The 20,771-nt window shown below is 65.0% G+C and carries 21 protein-coding genes; 12 read left to right on the plus strand and 9 right to left on the minus strand.

All coding sequences use genetic code 11. The annotated features are described in order from the left end of the window. Positions 1-14 precede the first annotated feature (14 nt). From ABGX75_RS04720 to ABGX75_RS04740, 5 genes are all read right to left on the minus strand, one after another. The gene (locus ABGX75_RS04720; protein WP_011505957.1) at positions 15-800 is read right to left on the minus strand and encodes an SDR family oxidoreductase; all 786 of its coding nucleotides are present in this window, start codon (positions 798-800) and stop codon (positions 15-17) included. After that, a complete protein-coding gene (locus ABGX75_RS04725) occupies positions 787-1,476 on the minus strand; it encodes an iron-containing redox enzyme family protein (protein WP_347410617.1) in 690 nt (229 codons plus the stop codon). Before ABGX75_RS04725 ends, ABGX75_RS04720 begins: the two co-directional genes overlap by 14 nt. Next, positions 1,473-2,966 (minus strand): AMP-binding protein, encoded by a 1,494-nt coding sequence (locus ABGX75_RS04730; protein ID WP_347410618.1) that lies wholly within the window; start codon positions 2,964-2,966, stop codon positions 1,473-1,475. Before ABGX75_RS04730 ends, ABGX75_RS04725 begins: the two co-directional genes overlap by 4 nt. A gap of 8 nt (positions 2,967-2,974) precedes the next feature. After that, entirely contained in the window at positions 2,975-3,667 is a 693-nt protein-coding gene (locus tag ABGX75_RS04735; RefSeq protein WP_347410619.1) for a thermostable hemolysin, read from the minus strand. A gap of 97 nt (positions 3,668-3,764) precedes the next feature. Continuing rightward, positions 3,765-4,358, minus strand: a complete 594-nt coding sequence (locus ABGX75_RS04740; RefSeq protein ID WP_011505960.1) for a VTT domain-containing protein — start codon at positions 4,356-4,358, stop codon at positions 3,765-3,767. 206 nt (positions 4,359-4,564) lie between these two features. Here ABGX75_RS04740 and ABGX75_RS04745 point away from each other — a divergent pair, with 206 nt between their 5' ends. Further along, complete coding sequence (locus tag ABGX75_RS04745; RefSeq protein ID WP_035414553.1) at positions 4,565-6,199, plus strand: BCCT family transporter; 1,635 nt, start codon at positions 4,565-4,567, stop codon at positions 6,197-6,199. A gap of 122 nt (positions 6,200-6,321) precedes the next feature. Next, positions 6,322-6,501, plus strand: a complete 180-nt coding sequence (locus ABGX75_RS04750) for a hypothetical protein (RefSeq protein WP_224113890.1) — start codon at positions 6,322-6,324, stop codon at positions 6,499-6,501. Here the strand turns inward: ABGX75_RS04750 and ABGX75_RS04755 are convergent, their stop codons facing one another. Next, on the minus strand, positions 6,502-6,930 hold the full coding sequence (locus ABGX75_RS04755) for a hypothetical protein (RefSeq protein WP_035414555.1): 429 nt from the start codon (positions 6,928-6,930) through the stop codon (positions 6,502-6,504). 125 nt (positions 6,931-7,055) lie between these two features. Here ABGX75_RS04755 and ABGX75_RS04760 point away from each other — a divergent pair, with 125 nt between their 5' ends. The 8 genes from ABGX75_RS04760 to ABGX75_RS04795 all read left to right on the plus strand — a co-directional run bounded on the left by ABGX75_RS04760 (position 7,056) and on the right by ABGX75_RS04795 (position 14,209). Continuing rightward, positions 7,056-7,763: an extensin family protein gene (locus ABGX75_RS04760; protein ID WP_011505963.1), complete on the plus strand. Its 708-nt coding sequence runs from the start codon at positions 7,056-7,058 to the stop codon at positions 7,761-7,763. 115 nt (positions 7,764-7,878) lie between these two features. Then, a complete protein-coding gene (locus ABGX75_RS04765) occupies positions 7,879-8,505 on the plus strand; it encodes a YbhB/YbcL family Raf kinase inhibitor-like protein (RefSeq protein ID WP_035414558.1) in 627 nt (208 codons plus the stop codon). Between the two features lie 25 nt (positions 8,506-8,530). Beyond that, positions 8,531-9,064: a hypothetical protein gene (locus tag ABGX75_RS04770; protein WP_011505965.1), complete on the plus strand. Its 534-nt coding sequence runs from the start codon at positions 8,531-8,533 to the stop codon at positions 9,062-9,064. A gap of 390 nt (positions 9,065-9,454) precedes the next feature. Beyond that, positions 9,455-10,399, plus strand: coding sequence for a LysR family transcriptional regulator (locus ABGX75_RS04775; protein WP_011505966.1), 945 nt, complete (start codon positions 9,455-9,457; stop codon positions 10,397-10,399). A 110-nt stretch (positions 10,400-10,509) separates the two neighbouring features. Then, on the plus strand, positions 10,510-11,547 hold the full coding sequence (gene dctP / locus ABGX75_RS04780; RefSeq protein ID WP_128689966.1) for a TRAP transporter substrate-binding protein DctP: 1,038 nt from the start codon (positions 10,510-10,512) through the stop codon (positions 11,545-11,547). Between the two features lie 73 nt (positions 11,548-11,620). After that, positions 11,621-12,130 (plus strand): TRAP transporter small permease, encoded by a 510-nt coding sequence (locus ABGX75_RS04785; RefSeq protein ID WP_347410620.1) that lies wholly within the window; start codon positions 11,621-11,623, stop codon positions 12,128-12,130. Further along, on the plus strand, positions 12,127-13,407 hold the full coding sequence (locus tag ABGX75_RS04790; RefSeq protein WP_347410621.1) for a TRAP transporter large permease: 1,281 nt from the start codon (positions 12,127-12,129) through the stop codon (positions 13,405-13,407). The genes ABGX75_RS04785 and ABGX75_RS04790 overlap by 4 nt, the downstream gene beginning before the upstream one ends. Positions 13,408-13,447: 40 nt before the next feature. After that, complete coding sequence (locus ABGX75_RS04795) at positions 13,448-14,209, plus strand: M15 family metallopeptidase (RefSeq protein ID WP_347410622.1); 762 nt, start codon at positions 13,448-13,450, stop codon at positions 14,207-14,209. Here ABGX75_RS04795 and ABGX75_RS04800 read toward each other — a convergent pair. After that, complete coding sequence (locus ABGX75_RS04800) at positions 14,206-15,573, minus strand: VOC family protein (RefSeq protein ID WP_347410623.1); 1,368 nt, start codon at positions 15,571-15,573, stop codon at positions 14,206-14,208. The two genes, ABGX75_RS04795 and ABGX75_RS04800, sit on opposite strands and share 4 nt — an antisense overlap. A 22-nt stretch (positions 15,574-15,595) precedes the next feature. Next, entirely contained in the window at positions 15,596-16,864 is a 1,269-nt protein-coding gene (locus ABGX75_RS04805; RefSeq protein WP_347410624.1) for an aspartate aminotransferase family protein, read from the minus strand. Between the two features lie 200 nt (positions 16,865-17,064). Here ABGX75_RS04805 and ABGX75_RS04810 point away from each other — a divergent pair, with 200 nt between their 5' ends. After that, positions 17,065-17,979: a LysR substrate-binding domain-containing protein gene (locus ABGX75_RS04810; RefSeq protein ID WP_347410625.1), complete on the plus strand. Its 915-nt coding sequence runs from the start codon at positions 17,065-17,067 to the stop codon at positions 17,977-17,979. 129 nt (positions 17,980-18,108) lie between these two features. On the opposite strand, the gene ABGX75_RS04815 is transcribed toward ABGX75_RS04810, so the two are convergent. Further along, a complete protein-coding gene (locus ABGX75_RS04815) occupies positions 18,109-19,023 on the minus strand; it encodes a LysR family transcriptional regulator (RefSeq protein WP_287125001.1) in 915 nt (304 codons plus the stop codon). Between the two features lie 190 nt (positions 19,024-19,213). Between ABGX75_RS04815 and ABGX75_RS04820 the strand changes: the two genes are divergently transcribed. After that, positions 19,214-20,707 carry an aldehyde dehydrogenase family protein gene (locus ABGX75_RS04820; RefSeq protein ID WP_287125002.1) on the plus strand — a complete coding sequence of 498 codons (1,494 nt, stop codon included), beginning with the start codon at positions 19,214-19,216 and terminating at the stop codon, positions 20,705-20,707. The last annotated feature ends 64 nt before the right edge of the window (positions 20,708-20,771 follow it).

Genomic DNA, 20,771 nt, shown 5'->3' on the forward strand with positions numbered 1-20,771 from the left:
GTTGTTGCCGCGCGTCAGGCGCGGCCGGCGAAGCGTTGGATGGTGGCGAGCTGGCGCCGCAGTGCCCGGTCGACGACGCCGGGTACCACGGCATTGAGACGCACGAAGAGTCGCTCCGGCCAGCCCAGATGGCGCTCGACGGCACGCTGCTCGACCGCGCGGAGAACCGCGTCGGCGACCTGCTCCGGGCTGTCCATGGCGTTGCCCAGTTCGGCGTTGAGGGTATCGACCGTGACGTCGTTCATCGCCGTGCGGGTGGCCCGCGGAGCGACGTAGTGCACGTGGACCCGGGTGTCGGCGAGCTCGCGACGCAGGGCCTGCGAGAAACCGCGCAGTGCGGCCTTGCTGGCGCAGTAGCTGGCGTAGCCGGGGTAACCGATGGCGCCGAAGGTCGAGCCGAGATTGACGATCCATGCCTCGTCGTCGGCCTTGAGCAACGGCAGCATGGCCTGGGTGAGCTGCAGGGTGGCGGTCACGTTGAGCGCGATCATCTCGCTCACGCTCTCTGGAGGCTGGGCGTCGAACAGCCCGAAGTGATTGACTCCGGCGGCGTTGATCAGCATGTCGATGTCGAGCTCGCGGGCGGCTTCGACCAGGCGCTGGCGGGCGTCGGTATCGCACAGGTCGACGGCTCGCCACTCGGCGGGCACCGGCAGCTCGTCGGCCAGTGCCTGCAGTGCCGTCGGCTTGCGACCTGCCAGCAGCAGTCGCGCGCCCCGGCGCGCCAGGGCCAGCGCCAGGGCACGGCCGATCCCGCCGCTGGCTCCCGTGAGAAGGATGCGCCGTTCAGACCAGTGCATGGGCGAGCGCCTCCGTGGCAGGGCCTTCGCTGGTCTCCAGCCCGCGAAACATCGCCCCGTAAAGCCGGTAGACCATGTTGGCGGTGTCGATCACCGCCTGCAGGTCGCCGTCGTCGTCGAGGCGATCGATCAGGCCCTCGAAGAACGCCAGATGGCCGATATCGAGATCGCCGTGGGACTCGAGATAATGGAAGGCGTCCCCGGACAGTCCGAGGCCTTCGCGAATTGCCCCGGCGGCGCGGGTGGCCAGTGCGGTGCTGGTGCCCTCGAGAACGAAGACCATGCCGAAGAACCCCACCGGATTGTCGTGGCCGATGACGTCGCGCACGTAACGCACCATCAGCTCGGTGGCCGGCGCCGGTCGGCTGGCGGCTGCGTGGTCCGGGTCGCCGCCGGCGGCGCGAATGTCGTCGAGGATCCAGCGCTGATGGCCGTACTCCTCTTCGATGTACTCGACCAGGGCGCCGCGAAGCCATTCAAGGCGCTCGGGAAGCCGCGCACCGCATGCCATCATCAGCGGCACGGTGTGCTTGACGTGGTGGTATGCCTGGCCGAGAAAGGCCAGGTATTCGTCCCGGCTGATATGCCCGTTCAGGGCGCTCTGGATGATCGGGGTGTCGAGCAGCCAGGTGCGTGACTCGACGGTGGCCTGCTGGAGATGGCGATAGGCGCTCATGGTGTCTCCTTCGGGGAATGATGGACGGGAACGGGAGTGGCGATACTGTCGAGCGGGGCCTCGAGCCAGTCGCGATGACGGGCGGCCAGCGCATCGCGACGCAGCCGGCCATTGGCGGTGGTCAGACCCTCGGTGGCGGTGAAGGGGCCGGCACGGCGCCAGTGCGTGATGCGTGCGTAGTCGGGAAGGCGAGCATTGGCCGCGGCGACGGCATCCTCGAGCTGCGCAGCGTCGATATTGTCATGCGCCGGCACCAGCAGGGCGCGGTTGGCGGGCAGTGCCTCGCCGTGGACCCAAGCCTGGGCGATGGCCGGCTCGGCGGTGAGTTCGGCCTCGACCCAGGCGGGGTCGACGTTGCGCCCATAGGCGGTAATGAAGCGTTGATGGCGGCGCCCGGTCAGGACCAGACGTCCGTCTTCCCAGCGTCCCAGGTCACCGGTGGGCCAGAGCGTGGGGGGCGGCGCGGAATCGCCGAGATAGCCGAGCATCGTTGTGCCGGCGACATGGATCTCGCCATCCGCGTCGAGCGTCAGGCGCGCATGGGGCAGCGGTCGGCCCACACTGCCGGGGCGGTTGTCGCCGGGGCGATTGAGGGTTACCACCGAAGCGCACTCGGAGAGACCGTACCCTTCGTAGGCCGGCCAGCCGGCGTCGTGCGAGGCCTCGAGAAGGTGCGGCGAGACCCGGGCGCCGCCCACGGCGATGAAACGCGCCTCTGGAGGCGGCGAAAGGCGTGAGGTGGCGAGCAGCGCTTCCAGCAACTGCGGTACCAGGATCAGGCTGTGGGGCCGGTATGCCTCGAGCTGGCGACGGGCTCGAGCGACATCGAAACCGCTGGCGCCCTGCCAGCCGAGCGCGGCCAGCCCGGGCAGTACGCTGTGCGCACCCAGCCACAGGGGAGCGTAGAGGCCGCCGATGTTTTCCAGCAGGGTGGCCAGCGGCAGCATGGCGAGATGGCGCGTCGCACCACACCCGGCGGCGACCTCGGCCAGGCTTTCGGCGGTGCGCAGTTGCGTCTCGGCGTTCAGGCAGACGCCCTTGGGGACACCACTGGTCCCCGAGGTGAAGGTGATCTTGACGGTGCCGTCTGGCACCGGCGGTGCGCTGTCGATACGTCGGCGCCACAGCGTCGCATCCGGCCCGCGGGCAAAGCTCAGTGCCTGACCGAGCTCGGCTGGGCCGATCAGCGCGTCAAGCCCGGCGCGCTCGACGATGTGGGCCTGTTGCGATGCCGAGAAGAACCCGGGCAGCGGGACGTTGATGCTGCCGGCGAACAGCAGTGCCAGATCCCACAGCGCCCAGTCGATGCCGTTGTCCAGCGCCAGGCCGACGCGCCTGGCCCCCGCGGCACGCAGTCGGCTGGCACGGGTCTCGACTTCATCATGCAAGTCGGCGTAGGTGAGTCGGCGCTGCGCGCTCTCCAGGGCCACTCGTGACGGCCACGAGTGCGCCAGGGTCGCCAGGTGACGATAAAAGCGTTCCGTCATCATGGTCGCGTTCATCCTCGTGCCTGCGCGATGGAGGCGGACGCCCCGTCCGAGCGCATGCCCGTCCGGCGTGCCGGGGGCAGCGTCACGATGGCCTGGCTGGGCGCGCCACTGCCGAGCAGTTGCCAGGCCCGACGCAGATCACCTCCCATGACCTGCGGTGCGTGGGTGTAGTAACGGCCCCAGGCGTGACGTTGCTGGCCCAGTCGCGCCGGGTCGGCCTCGGCCAGCGGCCACGCTTCCAGGCCGAGTCTGTGAAACGCGTTGCGGACTTGTGTGGTGGCGGTAAAGGTCAGCCACTGCATCCCTTCGTCGATCAGGGTGCCGATCAGCATGATGATCAGCGGACGCAGCAGGCCGGGGCGTAGCGTGACGAGGTTGCCGACTTCTATCACTTGGTGACGTGCGATGCAGGGGACGCCCGCTACCTCGGCAAGGCGTCGCTCGATAGGGGCCTCGAGGTAGCGCTCCAGGAATAGCGATGCATGACCGGCATTGCAGAGCCCCAGTGCGGCCTGGAGCTCCTCGTCGCGCCAGAGGCCGAAAAGGCGTGGCTGGAAGTGGGTCAGGGTGGCGCCATGCTCGCGGGCATAACCATCGGCGATGAAGGCCTCCAGCGTGGTGCGCTCGGCGATATCGGCCTCGCGCCAGACGTGGGGCGGTCGCGCGACGGTGGTGAAACGGGGGCTGCGTGGTTCGTGCATCACTTTCTACCCTCGACCATGGAAGTCGAGGGTAGCGTTGCATCGCCACGCTTAACGCTTGCTTAACATCATGTACGACTTGCCGGCCGAAGGGCGTTTATGCCGTGACCTGCAGGTAGGCCCAGACGCCGAAGAGTGCCACCCCCAGCAGGCCGATGGGGCGTGCATGGCGTCGCCACAGGGACATGGCTGCGTCACCCGCCAGATGGACCAGGACGGCAAGACCGAAGTAGCGCAGACCTCGCGCCAGCAAGGCGGCGAGCATGAAAAGCAGGAACGGGTAGCCGCTCGAGCCGGCAGCGAGCATGGCGATCTGGAACGGGATGGGAATGATCCCCACGGCAAGGACCGCCATGAAGCCATCGCTTGCCATTCTGGCCTGGAAGGCCGCGTAGGCATCCTGTCCGCCGAACCACGGGATCAGCGTGCCTCCCCAGGTTTGCAGTGCCCATGAGCCCAGTGCATAGCCGACGGCGGCGGCGCACAGGTTGCCGGCCAGTGCCACGCCTGCCAGGCGCCATTTGCGCCGGGGCTGTGCAAGCATCCACGGGATCAGGATGGTCTCGATGGGGATCGGGACCAGCAGCGTCTCCAGCACCGAGGCCAGAAACAAGAGCGGGAGGGCGTGCCGGGAGTGCGAGAGTCGGTCGAGCCAAGCTGTGGCTGACGCCAGGCGTGTCGGTGGTGGCATAAGGCTTTTTAATGAAAATTAATGAGTTATCTGATTAAATATAAACGGAAGTTATGGTTGTGCTGTGTGGAGCATGCCATTGTCGTCGAATGGTCTCATGTTCTCGGCTTTGGTACTCGCATGCATTGCAGACCTGCCGAGCACGGTGATAAGAAGCCCGAAAGGCATGGAATATCGCCTTGTGGGTGACTCAAGAGGATAGCAGCATGGCCAACAATGGAAGGCAACGCGTATTTATCGTCTCCGCCTTGATCGTCGCGGTTCTCGTCGCCATCGGGGCGGCGTTTCCCGAGCGTTTCGGCAGCGCGGCGTCGTCGGCATTATCCGGCATTTCGCACTATTTCGGATGGTTCTACCTGTTTTCGGTGTTCGGGTTCGTGGTGTTCTTGCTGACGCTGGCGTGCAGCAAGTATGGCAAGATTCGGCTCGGCCCCCAGGACAGTTCGCCCTCCTACAGTTTCTTCTCGTGGGTCAGCATGCTGCTGGCGGCGGGGTTCGGCGTCGGCCTGGTGTTCTACGGCATGGCCGAGCCGATGACGCACTTCCTCGAACCGCCCTACGGTGATGTGGAAGGCGGTACCGAAGAGGCGGCACGCTATGCCATCCAATACAGCTTCTTCAACTGGGGCATTCATCAGTGGGCCGCGTTTTCCGTGGTGGGGCTGATCATTGCCTATTATCAGTTCCGCAAGGGCCAGGCGGGGCTGGTCTCCAACGTGCTTTCGAGCATGACCGCCAAGCGTCCCAAGATGCGCAAGCTGGGACCGGCGCTGGATGTCTTTGCCGTGGTCGCGACGGTGATGGGGGTGGCGACCTCCATCGGTCTGGCGGTGCTGCAGATCAACGGCGGCCTGCATGCGGTCTTCGGTGTCGAAGAGGGCATGACGTGGCAGTTCATCATCATGGGGGCGATGTTTTTGTGTTACATGGTCTCCACCTGGTCGGGGCTGGACAAGGGCATCAAGCGCCTTTCCAACCTCAACATGGCGCTGTGCTTCGCGTTGATGTTCTACGTGCTGTTCACGGGCCCCACCGTGGCCATTCTCGAGACCATCACCCTGGGGATCGGCGACTACCTGCAGAACATCGTGGGCATGAGCCTGCGGGTCGCGCCGTATAGCGACAACACCTGGGCCAGCAACTGGACGATCTTCTATTGGGCCTGGGTCATCGCCTGGTCGCCGTTCGTGGGCACCTTCGTGGCGCGCGTCTCGCGTGGGCGCACCATCAAGGAGTACGTGTTCGGCGTGTTGATCGTGCCGCCGCTGCTGGCCTGCCTGTGGATCGGGGTCTTCGGCGGCGCGGCGCTCAACATGGAGCTCACCGGCGATGTGGGACTGGCCTCGGCCACGGCAGACAACATCACGGTGGCGCTGTTCCGGATGTTCGAGCTGATGCCGTTCTCCAATGTGCTGTCGGTGGTGGCGCTGTCGCTGATCTTCATTTTTCTGGTGACCTCGGCGGACTCGGCGACCTATATCGTGTCGCAGATGACCGATGGCGGTTCGCTGAATCCGCCGCTGTTCAAGCGGGTGATCTGGGGGGTACTGATCGCGGCGATCTGTCTGACCCTGCTGATCGCCGGCGGGCTGAATGGCCTGCAATCGGCGGCCGTGCTGGCAGCGTTACCCTTCACCTTCATCCTGTACGGCATGATTGCCGTGCTGGTGAAGGAATTGCGCGCCGATCGCAAGGCGATGCTGACATCGCTTTATCATCGTCATGGGGAAACGCCGGTAGGCGCCGATGCCTTCGAGGCGGAAACGCTGGCGGAGGCCGAGCGGTACCGGCGTGCGCCGAACGTGGTCAACCGGCGCATCAATACGCGCGACGGTACCTGAGGACCGCGCTCGATAGTGGCTAATGCCCGGCCCCGGCCGGGCGTTTTGCGTCGTCCTCTGGTGGAATCGGACCACAGCCCTTATCGTTAGTCAGATCGTTCAGCACGGAGTCACGTATGCCCATGGCCAAAGCAAGCCGGCGTCAGCGCCATGGCGCCACGCGTCGTCTGGAAGCGCGCGGCGGCGGGTGGCGTTCGCGTCGCGGTTTCGATGCCTGGCTTGACCGGCTGGTGAGCGGCGCCGTGCTAACGGCGCTGCTGGTCGGCGTCCTGGCATTGCTCGTGACGCTGATATGGGGGTGATCAGGTGCGCGTCGCCGATGCCGGCGCAATGCCGAAGTAACGCGCGAAGATCCAGGTGCCGACGCCCCAGGCGCCATTGACCAGAAAGCCGATGGGGAACCCCGCAAGATTGAGACCGCGCCCCTTGAGCGGGAAGACGATGAACAGGGCCACCAGTGTCAAGGCGATACCGCCGAACACGAGGCCTTTCCACCACCCTCCGTGGCTGATGCGATAGCGCAGGAACAGCCACAGCATGACGATGCCCCACAGGCCGCCCCAGAAACTGGCCGACAGCCATTGCGGCACACCCAGCGGTGGCACCGATGTCGTGCTGTAGGGCGCGAAGGGCACGATCGCATAGGCATGCAGTAGCCCGGCCATCGGCTGGTGGAAACAGAGCACGGCGAGAAAGCCGGCGACGAAGGCGAGCGGAATCCAGCGCGGCATGGTGGCATCTCCTCGAGGATAGGGTGCATTCAGTGTCGCTCAAATTCTCGCAGTGCACCGCCACAATCGTCGCGTTGCCCGTGGCGTTCGCTACACTGGTGACGTTGCATCGACCGGGAACCCGCATGAAGCCTTCGCTTGCCACACTGGCCCTCGGTGGCGTGGTAATCGCCCTGGGCATCGCCCTGGACAAGGGGCTCTGGACGATCCCGCGTGAATGGAATCCCTTCCAACCCCTGTATCTCGAGGATCCGCTGACGCCAGTGACACAGTGGAAGCTCGGCCGCCTCGCGGAGGATCGCCAGGCATGCCTGGCCACGCTCGAGACGGCGCGACCGGGGACGCTGGCCTACACGCCGCTGGAGGATCATACCCCCGTGGCGGGGTGCCCGCTCGACAACGTGGTGCGCGTCCGGCGCGCCGGGGTCGATTTCAATGCCAGTTTCGTGGCCAGCTGCCCCCTGGCGGTGGCCTGGACGCTCTTCGAGCGACACCGCTTGCAGCCCGCCGCCCGGGACGTGTTCGGTGAGCCGGTTGCGTCGGTGCGTCACTTCGGCAGCTTCGCCTGTCGCAATATCTATCATCGCGACAACGCGCGACGCAGTCAGCATGCCACGGCGGAGGCGCTCGACGTGGCGGCCTTTCGCCTGGCAGACGGGCGGCGCATCGTCTTGCTGGACGACTGGGAGGGCGACGATTCGGCGGCCACGTTCCTGCGCCGTGTGCGCGATGGCGCCTGCGACGTCTTCGGAACCACACTGGGGCCGGACTACAACGCGGCTCATGCCAATCATTTTCATCTGGGCATGCAAGGGATGTCGCTTTGCCGCTGATCGCGGCGAAGGCGGCATGCAGGGCAGATTGGGGCGTTGCCATGTGCGCGATGGCGTATGAATGTGCCAAACTGGGTTCGATCATCTCAGCGTTACGTTTTGTCAGGAGACAGCCATGCGTATCGACGTGCAAGGCATCATCGATGGCCAGCCCATCCCGGGGCGCTTCGCGTTCGCCGTGCCCGATCCCGATCAGCACATTCGCTTCAGCGACAATCGTAACCCGGGGGTTCGCTGGCACGATGTCCCCGCCGGGACCCGCAGCCTGGTGCTGCTGGTGGTCGACACGGATGCGCCCTCGGACCCCAGCGACGTGAATCAGGAAGGGCGCAGCGTGCCTGCCGAGCTTCCCCGTAGCGACTTTTATCATTGGGTACTGATCGATATTCCTCCCGAAGTGACGGAAATCCCCGAAGGGGAGGATGCCGACGGTGTCGTGGCCAAGGGCAAGGCGCCGGGCCCAACGCCTCAGGGCGTGCGGGGCATCAACAGCTACACGGATTTCTTCATCGACGACGAACAGCTCGAAGGCATCTATGGCGGCTACGACGGCCCTTGCCCGCCGTGGAACGATAGCCTGGTGCACCGCTACTATTTCACCGTCTATGCACTGGACGTCGCCTCGCTGGAACTGCAGGGCGAGTTCACCGGCGACGAGGTTCTCGAGGCCATGCAGGGGCATGTCCTCGATCAGGCCAGCGTGATGGGCACCTATACCCTCAACCCGGCGCTTGCACGCTGAGCGCCATGACAGGATGACTCACGGAATGAGACGAATACGCGCCCTGTGTGGGCTGATGCTATGGGGCGGGCTGCTGAGCGGCTGCCAGATGTTGCCGCCGGGGGAGCCGACGCAACCCGTCGAGGTCGAAGAGGCCGGGCAGCCGGCGGCGGATGTCGTCGAGCGTCAGGTGGACTTTCCCGCCGCTGAATATGCCAAGCTGGAGAAACACGGTTCCGCGACCCTCAAGGGTCGGTTGCGTTATGCCTCATCGCAATACGGCCTGGTGGCGGGCAAGGGCGAAACCGTATCGATCGCGCCGGCCACGCGCTATTCCGCCGAAGCCGCCGAGGTCGCGCTGGCGGGCAAGCGCATCGAGCCCGCCGACCCGCGGGCGCGCGAGTATACCCATTATGCCGAGACCGACGGCCAGGGATACTTCGAGGCCACCGGCATTCCCGCCGGCGTCTTCTATGTCGCCGGCAGCGTGCGTCTGCCGGACGGTTCGCGCAGCCCGCTGATCCTGAAACAGATCGAAATCGGCAAGGGCCAGACCCGCGAGATCGACCTGCGCCGCTGACGCCACCCAGAGCGTTGCGCGATGCATGCCATGCCGACATGAAAAGGCCCTGCCGATACGGCAGGGCCTTGATGCATGTTCCACTGCCCTCGAGCGGGCACGACCCGATCACGGACGTTAGCGCGAGTGCGTGGGTGTCTTCTTGTAATGTCCGGGGACGGTGACCCGCTCGCCGTTCGGTAGATCGCGAACGTAGGTCGGAACGTAGACACGTTTGATGACACTCTTGGCTTCCGCCATGATTCGGCCTCCTGTGAGTTCGATACCTTGTACGCTACGCCGGTTGCGGATTGGAATCAATCCCATCGCCGGGGTGGCATGGTGTGTCGCGAGCGCCGGGCCGTTTGTCCGAAGCGGGCATTGAACCAGTCGTCGCCGAGCGAGGGAGTCATGAAACCATTCAAGTCGCGTGCCCTGGAGTACCTCGATGCTGCTGTTCATCATGGGTCTCTCCGGCGTGCCGCCGCTCAACTCGGGGTCAATCCCTCGGCGCTGAGCCGCCAACTGCGTGCCCTGGAAGAAGAATTGGGAACACCGTTGCTGGTGCGGACGTCGCGTGTCGCGCTGACGCCGGCAGGAGAGCTGGTGCTGCAGCATTACCGGGACCAGCGTGCCGCCGAACGCGCCACGCTTTCGCGTTTGCAGGCCTTGCAGAATCTGGAGCGCGGCGAGGTGCGCATCGCCGTGGGCGAGGGGTTCATCGCCGATCTGATCTCGGCGCCGCTGCAGAACTTCCTTGCCACCTATCCGGGGCTGGAGATCGAAGTCAGCATGGCGGGACTGACCGAGGCAATCATGCTGGTCAAGGAAGATGCCGTGGATCTGGCCCTGCTGTATGCGCCTCCCGATGATCCACACCTGGTCTCGCATATCGACAGGCGGCAACCGCTCGACCTGATCATGCCGGCCGAGCATCCCCTGGCGCGTTCACCGACACCGCTGCCGCTTGCGGATATTGCCGATCATCCGCTGGCGTTGATCGACGGCCACACCGGCATGGGCCAACTGGTCGATATGGCGCTTTATGCGGCACATCTGTCCTACCGGCCGAGGATGAAGACCAATTCGGTATCGGTTCTCAAGAATTTTGTGCGTTCGGGCTTGGGCGTGACGTTCATGCCGGAGCTCACGGTGCTCGAAGAGATCCATGAGGGCAGTATCGTGGCGCGCGAGGTCGATGCCAGCGTGCTGCGTGATGCCAGGGCGCGAATCGTCACCCGGGCGGAACGGCCGTTGACGATAGCGGCTCAGGCCTTCATCAAGCACTTGCGCCGCAGCATGCGCTTTTTCAGCGCCGATGCGCCGCGGGTTCTGGACACGCAGACGTTGCCTTGAAAGCAACGCTCAATCGCTTGAAAGGTCAACAACGCAACGGCTAGCGTTGGCATGTCGTCGTGGTTCGACACCGATCCCTCTCGATTCTGCATAACAACAAGGAGACATCCATGCGTATCCTCACCCCGCGCAACGTCCTGCTGGCCGCCGTCACGACCGGCATGATGGCCACCGTGAGCCTGGCCAATGCGGCGACCACCCTCAATCTGAGCTACAACGGTCCTCCCGATACCGACAAGAATGCCGTGCACCTCTTTGCCAGCAACCTCAAGCGACTGGTAGAGGAGAAGACCGATGGCGACATTCAGCTCAAGCTTTATCCCAACTCCATGCTTGGCGAAGAGCAGGAACGCATGGAGCAGGTCATCAATTCCCCGAGCTTGAACATCGCATCGTTCGCCGGCCTGTCGCCGATCGTGCCGGAGATTTATGTCAGCGCGATTCCCTTCTTGTTCGAGGACTATGAAGCCGCCCACCAGTTCTTCGACGAGGGCGATTACTGGAACAAGGTCGAGGATACCCTCGAGGAGCGTACCGGCGCCGAGCTGCTCGGTGTCATCGAGGAGGGCGGCTTCCTCGACTTCACCAACTCGAAGCGTCCCATCAGCAGTCCGGAGGATTTCGAGGGCCTGCGCTTTCGTGCCATGGACCCCAGCCAGGTAGCGCTTTACGAGGCCTTTGGTGCCTCCGGCACGCCGATCCCCTGGACCGATACCTACATGGCGCTCAAGACCAACGTCGCCGATGGCCAGATGAACCCGCCGATGTACATCATCATGGGCAGCCTCTACGAGGTGCAGAAGTATCTGACACTGGCCAATGTGCAGTATTCGGACCAGTTCTTGATTGCCAACGGCGAATGGTACGACGACCTTTCCGAAGAAAACCGCCAAGCGATCGAGGCGGCTGTCCAGGAAGCCAGCGAGCTCAACCGGGAAGATGTCGAGAAGCGGGTCGACGAGCGCATCCAGTTCCTGGCCGACCAGGGCATGGAAGTCATCGAGCCCACCGAGGAAGAGCTTGCCGCCTTCCGCGAGAAGGGGCAGCCGGCCTATATCGAGTGGCTGACGGACGAGCAGGGCATTGACCGGGCATGGATCGAAATGGCCCTCGAAGATGCTGGGCAGAGTGACCTGCTCGCCAACTGACGTTTTCTTCCTTCACTTCCTTGAGGCGCGTGTCGCGATCGGCAGGTAGTCGGTCGCGACACGCGGGAACATCATGTATCGAGATACCTTGCTGAGACTATTGGGGCGGGTGACCACGGCGCTTGGTGGTCTGGCCCTGCTCGTGACCCTGGTCGATATCCTCTACGGTGTCGTGACCCGCTATGTCGTCGGCCAGGCGCCGATCTGGAGCGATGAACTGGCCCGCTACTGCCTGATCGCGTCGGCGCTGCTGATTGCAGGAAACGTCTGGGTGCGTGGCGAGCACATGCGCGTGTCGCTGCTCGAACGCCACCTGGGACATCGTTCGCGTCGGATACTGTTGGGCTACCAGTGGTTGTTGACCCTGTCGCTGGCGTTGGCGATGACCTGGTGGAGTTGGCAATACGCCTTGTCGGTCAGCTACTTCACCTCGCAGGGGCTGGGCATCAGCCGCAGCATTCCCATGATGGCCATGCCGCTGGGCTTCGGTCTGCTTGCCTTGCAGGTGCTGCTCCATGGACCGCGCGCGCTGCCCCGGCCCGGTGTCGATGACGCCGGGCCGACCGAGGAGGCGGCATCATGATGGTTGCCACGATGTTCGCCGCCTTGCTGGTCAATACCCTGCTGGGGGTGCCTCTGTTCTTGACCTTGACCGCGACGGCGCTGGTGGGCTTTGTGTTCGTGGATCCTGGAATGATCGCGCGCATGATGCCGCAGCAGTTCTTCGGTGGGCTCAACAGCTTTTCGCTGATGGCCATCCCCTTGTTCATTCTCGCCGGCAACCTGATGAATGCCGTTGGCATGACAGAGCGGCTGATGCGTGTCGCGCGTCTCCTCGTCGGCCATCTGCGCGGTGGCATCGGCCACGTCAACGTGGTCGGCAGCGTGTTCATGTCCGGCGTCAATGGCTCGGCCGCGGCCGATGCCTCGGCACTGGGGTCATTGCTGGTCCCGGCGATGACCCGTGAGGGGTATTCCACTGCCTTCGCCGCCGGGCTGACCGCCGGCAGCTCATTGATCGGGCCGATCATTCCGCCGAGCATCTTCATGATTCTCTACAGCGCGCAGACCAATACGTCGGTGGGGCAGCTGTTTCTGGGCGGCGTCGTGCCGGGGCTGCTATTGGCGCTGGCGTTCATGGCCATGAATGCCATTCACGCCCGGCGTGCCGGCCTCGAGCGTCGCACCACGCTACCCGCGAGGAGTGAGGTGTTCGCGGCAGTGCGGGGCGCGCTGCCGGCGCTGGTGGCGCCTTTCATCATCGTCGCCGGCATCGTGCTGGGCTTCGTCACGCCCACCGAGTCCGGGGCGCTGACCGTGCTTTACGTGGCGCTGTGTGGCCTGGCGTTGGGCGAACTGCGTCCGCTGGCCTTCTGGCGGGCACTGGTCGAGACCACGCGCCTGGCTGCGGCGATCTTCATGATCATCGGCATCTCTTCTGTCATCAGTTGGGAACTGGCCTATGCCCAGGCGCCGGAGCGTTTCGCCGGCTTGCTCGAGCCCTTCATTGCATCACCGGTCATCGTGCTGTTGATGCTCAGTGCCATCACGTTCGTCACCGGCATGTTCATGGAAGAGGTGTCGGCATTGATGCTGCTCTCGCCGGTCTTCACGCCGGTGGCGCTGGCTGCCGGTATCGATCCGGTGGCGTTGGGGATCATCATCACGCTGAATATCACCATTGCCTTGATCACTCCACCGATGGGGGCCTGCCTGTTCATAGCGGCAGCAGTCAGCCGACTGGATATCACCGTATTGTTCCGCACCATCTGGCCGTTCATTCTGACGGCGGTGGCGGTTCTGCTGGTGCTGATCACTTTCCCCGGATTGATTACCTGGCTCCCGAATACTCTTGGCTGACTTCATCTTGGAAACGAACTGCTTGCTGGAAACGAACCGCGTGAACGTGACTGATTCGACGCTCCGTCCCATTGATCCCATCGCCGAGCCGCCGTGGGAGACGATCGCAGCCATTCCCATCGCCGACGAGGGCGGGGCGCTGCACCCGGTCAGCCTCGCCGCGCCGATGCTGCGCACCTTGCCCCTCTACCATGCCCTGGGGGTCCCCGGGGCGGTGCCCGAATGCTGGGCGCGGGAGGCCGTCTATCGGCGGCTTCTCGAGGTGGCGCGGCACTTGCCGGACGGCCTGGGGCTGGTAGTGCTGGATGCCTGGCGACCTTACGTCGTGCAGCGCCACCTCTACGACACCCTGCTGGAAATGGTGGAAACACGCTATGCGGATCTCGACGAGTCGGATCGACGAGCGATGACCCGGGCCTTCGTGTCGCCGCCCAGCGAGCGGGTGGATCGTCCGAGCCCGCACCTCACCGGCGGCGCGGTGGACGTGGCGCTGTGCGATGCCGATGGGCTGCTGCTGGACATGGGATCTGCCTTCGACGAGGCGCGGGCGGCATCGCATACCGTGCATTTCGAGCATCACGCCGGTGACGCCGACACGCGCACCTATCGTGATCGGCGGCGGATTCTCTATCACGCCATGGTCGATGCCGGCTTCGCCAACCTGCCCAGCGAGTGGTGGCACTACAGCTACGGCGACCAGATGTGGGCCTGGTACCGCGGCGAATCCTGCGCGCTGTTCGGCCCCAGCGGCCCCGATAGCCTGGAGGCGCGCTGGCGGCGTTCGCTGGGGCAGGACGCCTAGCGGACTGGCGGGATGCCCAGAGACGTCAGAGCGGCATCCAGAGAACTCCGCTCGCGTTCGGCATAGAGCGTCAGCTCGTCGGTAACCGGCGCGCCCAGTGCCTCCTCGAAGGCTTCGCGGTTGGCGTGACCGGCATAGGCCTCGCTGCCGTCACCGCCGAGGTTCGATTGAAAGATGCCGGCCGCGCTGACCGGCAGGAAATCCTCGTAGGTGATCGGCCGGGCCGTGATCAGCCCCTGCTCGATCAACCGCTCGACCTCGGTCTCGGCGATCGCGCCGGCCTCGTGTCCCGCCTCGGTCGTCCGGTATTCGAAGAAGGCCAGGCCCTGACGGCGCAGTTCGGCCTCGGTATCCGGAAAATCGGCGAAGACCTCGGCCAGCACGCGCTGGTGCGCCTCGTTGCTCAGGCCGGCGGTGCGTCGGCGCGACTCGCCGAGCAGCCGGTCGTAGAGGGCGCGTCCCTTGGCCGTCAGCGCCACGCCGCGCTGTTCGATCTCGCCGAAGCGTGCGGTGTGGGTGCCCTGGCGATCGCCGGCGAAGCGGATCGGCTCCTCCAGGGCCTTGAAGCTGGTCTGGCGCAGCAGGATCGGGCAGGCGCGACGCGGGGGACCTTCGATGACTTCCTTGGGGTTCATCCCCGCCGCCGGCATCCGCCGCTGGACCTCGTCGATGTCCAGGGTGCGCGGCGTCAGGTGATTGATGTGCGGCCCGCGGAAGCAGACCACGTCGGCGATCAGCCGGTGCTCGGCATGCAGCGCCTCGTAGGTGTCCAGATCCACCGTGGCGTCTCGGTGCCAGCGAAAGGTCTCCAGCGCCTCTTCCACGAAGCGCTCGGCCTGCTCGTCGCTCAGTCCCCCCTGTGTTTCATTGAGCGCGATCAGCTCGCGTGCGCCGGTTGTGAAGATGTCGCGCGCGGCAAGAATGCCGGCGGCACGCTCGCGCAGTTCGGGACTCTCGATCAGTTCCAGGCGCAGCAGAGACGTGAAGACACGGAAGGGATTGCGCGCCAGGGCCTCGTCGTCGATGGGGCGGAAGGCGGTGGAATGTACCGGCACGCCGGCTTCGGAGAGATCGTAGTAGCCCACCGGGACCATGCCCATCACCGCGAACAACCGGCGCAGCATGGCGAGCTCCTCGGCGCTGCCGACACGAATGGCACCGTGCCGCTCGACGCCGAGACGATTCAGTTCGTCGTGGGTCGCGAGTCGCTCGGCCAGCTCGGGGTCGCGCTCGAGGGTCTCGCGGTTCACCTCCGCCACCAGCTCGAGCAGGGTTTCGTACTGTGGCACCTCGGTCTGATACATGGCCGACATGGCCTTGGAAAAACGGTCACGAATCTCGTGATGGGAAACGAGGGTTGTCATCGGGTATGCCTCTCGGTGTCGGTCAACATGAGTTCGGCTGGGGCGTCAGCCGCTTCAGAGCTCTCTCGAGCCTCGCCAGCCCTTCGTTCAGCACCTCGAACTCGGCGGTCAGTGGGGGCAGCAGGCGCAGCACATTGCGCCGCCGTCCGCTGGGCATCAGTAGCAGGCCTTCTTCGCGCGCAGCGGCGAGCAGGGCCGCTAGATGCTCGGCGCCGGAGGCCTGGGGCGTATCCTCGAAGACGATGCCGCGCATGGCCCCCACACCGGTGATCTCTCCGAGCATCGGATAACGGCCCGAAGATCGCCAGTCGCGGTACGCCGCCAGGACCGCTGCTTCCTGACGCTCGCTCCAGTCGGCCAGACATTCCTCGCGCATTACGTTCATCACCGCCAGAGCCGCGGCGCAGGCGACGGCATTGCCCGAATAGGTGCCGCCCAGGCCGCCTTTCGGCGGAGCGTCCATGAGTTCCGCCTTGCCGGCCACCGCTGCCAGCGGCAGCCCGGCCGCCATGCTCTTGCCCATCAGCAGCAGGTCGGGTTCGCCCCCCAGGTGGGAAAAGGCGAAACGCCGGCCGGTACGCCCGAAGCCGGACTGGATCTCGTCGAAGATCAACACGATCCCCCGGGCCTCGCACAACGCCCGCAGGCGCGCGGCGAAATCGGCGCACAGCAGGCGAAAGCCGCCCTCGCCCTGGACCGGCTCGACGATGATGCAGGCAACCTCATCGGCGGGTATCTCGACCTCGAACAACCGCGCCAGGGCGGCCATGGCGGTGTCGGCATCGATGTCACTGTCGCGGCTCGGGAAGGGCAGATGATGCACCGGGCCGGGCAAGGCACCGAGGCGGTTCTTGTAGGGCTTGACCTTGCCGTTGAGATTCAACGCCGCCAGCGTGCGGCCATGGAAACCGTCGTCGAAGGCGATTACGCCCTGACGTCCGGTGGCGGCGCGAGCGATCTTGAGAGCGTTCTCGGTGGCTTCGGCACCGCTGTTGGTGAGCATGCAGGACAACGGGTACGACACCGGCACGAAGGCATCCAGGGCCCGAGCCACCGCGAGGTAGCCACGATGCGGCAGGGCATTGAAGGCGGAGTGCATCAGGGTGTCGACTTGCGCCTTGACCGCTTCGGTCACGGCGGGATGGCCATGCCCCAGGTTGAGCACGCCGATACCGCCGACGAAGTCGACGTAATGCTTGCCCTGTTCGTCCCAGACCTCGGCGTTGCGGCCTCGTTCGATGCAGATGGGGTGCACGATGCCGAGCGAGTCACTGATGTGCGGGAGATCCATGTCCTCGTCCTGTGGGAGCGTATGACCATGATGAGAACAGAGCCGCGTTCCGGGCTTCAAACGAAAAAAAGCGCGCTATTCATTCCTTGTCGTCATGCATTATGCTGAAATCCGAAGGCATCGACGATCTGGCGGCCGGTCGACCGGTGTCTCGCCCTTCAGGCATGACCCACGAGAATCCATGAAACCGGAGTCCTGGCATGACGGCACGTCACCTGCCTTCGACCATCACCATGCAGTGCTTCGAGGCGGCTGCGCGGCACATGAGCTTCACCCGGGCCGCCGACGAGCTGAGCATCACCCAGAGCGCGGTCAGCAAGCAGGTGGCACAACTCGAGGCGTACCTGCAGCACAAGTTGTTCCGGCGCGTGCGCCGCACCCTGATACTGACGCCGGAGGGGTCGCTGTATCTCACCGAGGTGCGCAAGATTTTGGCCCAGATCGAGATGTCGGCGAATACCATCATGACGTACAGCGGTCAGGGCGAGGTGCTGCGGGTGGCCTGCCTGCCGACCTTCGGGGCCCGCTGGCTGGCCCGCCAGCTGCCCGACTTCCTGGACGCCAACCCGCACATCGACCTGAGCGTTCGCGACCACGTCGAGGCCTTCGACCTGGACCAGGAGGACATCGACGTGGCGATCTTCCACGGCCATGGCAGCTGGCCGAACCTGGAGTGCCACAAGCTGTTCGACGAGGAGGTGGTCGCGGTCGGCGCACCGGATTACCTGGCCAGACGGCAGCCGACGAGTGCCGCCGACCTCACCGAGTGCCGCCTGCTGCACCTCTCCACGCGCCCGGATGCCTGGCACCGCTGGTTCGCCGACCAGGGCATCACCACCGAGCGCAGTTATCACGGCACACGTTTCGAGACCTTCCAGATGCTGATCCGCACGGCGATGAGCGGCGGCGGGCTCGCCCTGGTGCCGCGTTTCTTCGTCGACGCCGAGCTGGCCGAGGGCCGACTGTCCCTGGCCTGGCCGCACGTCCTCAAGGGACCCGACGCCTACTACCTGGTGCACCCCGAACACCTCGGTGAACTCTCCCGGGTGCGCCGCTTCGTCGCCCATGTGCTGGCGTGTGCCGAGGATGATACGCCGGCCGGCACATCACGTTAGGGAAACACTGATTTATTGCTGCGCTCGATATCCTGGCCGCCGGCGGTACTCAACATCCTCATTTACTGCCAGTAAACTGCGGTGTCTCCGTTCCGGCGGCGCCCAGCCTTTCATCGCTCGCGACATAAATCAGCGCTTCCCCCAGGTCTCGCCGGGACCATCTCGATGCTCGAGTATCCAGTCGATAAAGCCTCTTACCTTGGCGACCTCTCCCTTGTGTTCGGGGTAGGCCAGGTAATAGGCATCCCGGCTGGTCAGGCCGAACGTCCAGGGAATCGTCAGCAGGCCGGCCTGTAACTCCTCCTCGGCCAGGAAACGCGGTACCAGGGCCACGCCGCAGCCGGCCCGGGCCGCACGCAGGGCCATGTAGAAGGTATCGAAACGCGGCCCGTGATAGCTGTGCTCGGTATAACAGTCCTGTGCCTCGAACCAGTCGTGCCAGGCCTCGGGCCGGGTCGCGTTCTGCAGGAGCACCAGCCGTGTCAATGCCAGCGGCTCCTGGATGCCGCCGTCAGGCAAGGCGGAAGGCGCACAGACCGGCACCGTCTCCTCGTCGAGCAACCGGATGCATTCGGCCCGCGGCCAGGCGCCGTGGCCGAAGAAGAAGGCGACGTCGACGCGCTCCTCCTCCAGGTCGAAGGGCTCAGAGCGGTTGGCGATGTTCAGGTAGACCCGTGGATGCCGGAAGCGAAAGCCATTGAGTCGCGGAACCAGCCAGCGCGCTCCGAAGGTCGGCAGGGTGGTGACATTGAGCACTTCGCTCTGGCCGCCGTAGGACTGCATGTAGCGCGTGGACATCTCCACCTGCGCCAAAATCTTCCGCACCTCGGTGAGGTAAAGCGAACCCTCGGGGGTGACCTGGAGCCGCTTGCGTACCCGCCGGAACAGCGGATGCTCGAGCACCGACTCGAGCTGCGCCACCTGCTTGCTGACCGCGCTCTGGGTCAGGTTCAGCTCGTCGGCGGCCCGGGTGAAACTCATGTGCCGCACCGAGGCCTCGAAACACTGCATGGCGGTCAGGCTGGGCAGGTGTGGACGGCTCATGCATCTCTCCTCTTCATGAATCGCTGCTTGTCATGAGCGGCGGCGCGTCGTGGGCTTTCTTTTTTATCTCGAGGGTCATGACCCGAAAAAAAGGAATGACCTCCGTATAAAACGTCGTTTGAAGGGCGTCAAGCGCCGCACCAATACTGGTTTCGTTTTCTGCATCCTGAAACGAAAAGTAGGAGGAAGAATGATCGAATCCCTCATGCATCGCCTCGGCGTCTCCGAGAGCGCTTACCGCCAGGGCGACTTCACGGTCACGTCGCCCACCGATGGCAGCGAGCTCGGTCGGATCCGTCTCGAGGGCGCCGATGCCGTCGAGGCCCGCGTGCTGCGTGCCCAGCACGCCTTCGAGCAGTGGCGCCGGGTGCCCGCGCCTCGCCGCGGCGAGCTGGTTCGGCTGTTCGGCGAGCAACTGCGCCGTCACAAGGAGGATCTCGGCGCCCTGGTCACGCTGGAGTGCGGCAAGATCTATCAGGAAGGCCTCGGTGAAGTGCAGGAGATGATCGACATCTGCGACCTTGCCGTTGGTCAGTCGCGCCAGCTCTACGGCCTGACCATCGCCTCCGAGCGTCCCGGGCATCACATGCGCGAAAGCTGGCATCCGCTGGGCCCGATCGGCCTGATCACCGCCTTCAACTTTCCGGTGGCGCCCTGGGCCTGGAATGCCGCCCTCGCACTGGTTTGCGGCAACAGCCTGCTGTGGAAGCCCTCCGAGAAGACGCCGCTCACCGCCCTGGCCTGTCAGTCGCTGCTGGAACGTGCCATGGCCGACTTCGGCGACGAAGCGCCCGAAGGCCTCAGCCAGGTGATCCCGGGAGACCGCGAGGCCGGCGAACGCCTGGCCGACGACCCGCGCGTGCCGCTGATCAGCGCCACCGGCAGCACCCGCATGGGCCGCGAGGTCGCGCCTCGGGTCGCCGCTCGTTTCGGTCGCAGCATCCTCGAACTGGGCGGCAACAACGGCATGATCCTCGCACCCAGCGCCGATCTCGACATGGCGGTTCGCGCCATCCTGTTCTCCGCCGTGGGCACGGCCGGGCAGCGCTGCACGACCCTGCGTCGCCTGATCGTCCATGAGTCGATCCGCGACGAAGTCGTCGAGCGCGTGAAGAAGGCCTATGCCGGCGTGACCATCGGCGACCCCATGGAAGGCAGCCTGGTCGGTCCGCTCATCGATGCCCAGGCCTTCGACCAGATGCAGTCCGTGCTCGACCAGGCGCGCCAGCAGGGCGCCAGGGTCTTTGGCGGCGAACGCCAGCTCGCCGAGCAGTATCCCGACGCCTACTACGTGACCCCGGCCATCGTCGAGGTCGATCAGCAGGACGCCCTGGTCAAGAACGAGACCTTTGCCCCGATCCTCTATGTGATGAGCTACCGCGACTTCGACGAGGCCATGGCCCTGCACAATGACGTTCCCCAGGGGCTGTCGTCGTGCATCTTCACCAGCGACGTGCGCGAATCCGAAGCCTTCATTTCTGATGTCGGCAGCGACTGCGGCATCGCCAACGTCAACATCGGGCCGAGCGGTGCGGAGATCGGCGGTGCCTTCGGTGGCGAGAAGGAGACCGGCGGCGGTCGCGAGTCCGGCTCCGACGTCTGGAAGAGCTACATGCGTCGCCAGACCAACACCGTCAACTACTCCCGCGAGCTGCCACTGGCTCAGGGCATCAAGTTCGATTGATCACAGGCGCCGTCCCGATGCGGGGCGGCGCCTCGTTGCATGAGCGTGCTCGAAACCTCGACGC

This window comes from Chromohalobacter sp. (assembly GCF_039830575.1).
GTDB lineage: Bacteria > Pseudomonadota > Gammaproteobacteria > Pseudomonadales > Halomonadaceae > Chromohalobacter > Chromohalobacter israelensis.

Excerpts from the sequence above, each read along its gene's own strand:
- ABGX75_RS04720 (WP_011505957.1), bottom strand. The coding sequence starts at position 800 with ATGCACTGGTCTGAACGGCGCATCCTTCTCACGGGAGCCAGCGGCGGG.
- ABGX75_RS04725 (WP_347410617.1), bottom strand. The coding sequence starts at position 1,476 with ATGAGCGCCTATCGCCATCTCCAGCAGGCCACCGTCGAGTCACGCACC.
- ABGX75_RS04730 (WP_347410618.1), bottom strand. The coding sequence starts at position 2,966 with ATGATGACGGAACGCTTTTATCGTCACCTGGCGACCCTGGCGCACTCG.
- ABGX75_RS04735 (WP_347410619.1), bottom strand. The coding sequence starts at position 3,667 with ATGCACGAACCACGCAGCCCCCGTTTCACCACCGTCGCGCGACCGCCC.
- ABGX75_RS04740 (WP_011505960.1), bottom strand. The coding sequence starts at position 4,358 with ATGCCACCACCGACACGCCTGGCGTCAGCCACAGCTTGGCTCGACCGA.
- ABGX75_RS04745 (WP_035414553.1), top strand. The coding sequence starts at position 4,565 with ATGGCCAACAATGGAAGGCAACGCGTATTTATCGTCTCCGCCTTGATC.
- ABGX75_RS04750 (WP_224113890.1), top strand. The coding sequence starts at position 6,322 with ATGGCCAAAGCAAGCCGGCGTCAGCGCCATGGCGCCACGCGTCGTCTG.
- ABGX75_RS04755 (WP_035414555.1), bottom strand. The coding sequence starts at position 6,930 with ATGCCGCGCTGGATTCCGCTCGCCTTCGTCGCCGGCTTTCTCGCCGTG.
- ABGX75_RS04760 (WP_011505963.1), top strand. The coding sequence starts at position 7,056 with ATGAAGCCTTCGCTTGCCACACTGGCCCTCGGTGGCGTGGTAATCGCC.
- ABGX75_RS04765 (WP_035414558.1), top strand. The coding sequence starts at position 7,879 with ATGCGTATCGACGTGCAAGGCATCATCGATGGCCAGCCCATCCCGGGG.
- ABGX75_RS04770 (WP_011505965.1), top strand. The coding sequence starts at position 8,531 with ATGAGACGAATACGCGCCCTGTGTGGGCTGATGCTATGGGGCGGGCTG.
- ABGX75_RS04775 (WP_011505966.1), top strand. The coding sequence starts at position 9,455 with ATGAAACCATTCAAGTCGCGTGCCCTGGAGTACCTCGATGCTGCTGTT.
- dctP (WP_128689966.1), top strand. The coding sequence starts at position 10,510 with ATGCGTATCCTCACCCCGCGCAACGTCCTGCTGGCCGCCGTCACGACC.
- ABGX75_RS04785 (WP_347410620.1), top strand. The coding sequence starts at position 11,621 with ATGTATCGAGATACCTTGCTGAGACTATTGGGGCGGGTGACCACGGCG.
- ABGX75_RS04790 (WP_347410621.1), top strand. The coding sequence starts at position 12,127 with ATGATGGTTGCCACGATGTTCGCCGCCTTGCTGGTCAATACCCTGCTG.
- ABGX75_RS04800 (WP_347410623.1), bottom strand. The coding sequence starts at position 15,573 with ATGACAACCCTCGTTTCCCATCACGAGATTCGTGACCGTTTTTCCAAG.
- ABGX75_RS04805 (WP_347410624.1), bottom strand. The coding sequence starts at position 16,864 with ATGGATCTCCCGCACATCAGTGACTCGCTCGGCATCGTGCACCCCATC.
- ABGX75_RS04810 (WP_347410625.1), top strand. The coding sequence starts at position 17,065 with ATGACGGCACGTCACCTGCCTTCGACCATCACCATGCAGTGCTTCGAG.
- ABGX75_RS04815 (WP_287125001.1), bottom strand. The coding sequence starts at position 19,023 with ATGAGCCGTCCACACCTGCCCAGCCTGACCGCCATGCAGTGTTTCGAG.
- ABGX75_RS04820 (WP_287125002.1), top strand. The coding sequence starts at position 19,214 with ATGATCGAATCCCTCATGCATCGCCTCGGCGTCTCCGAGAGCGCTTAC.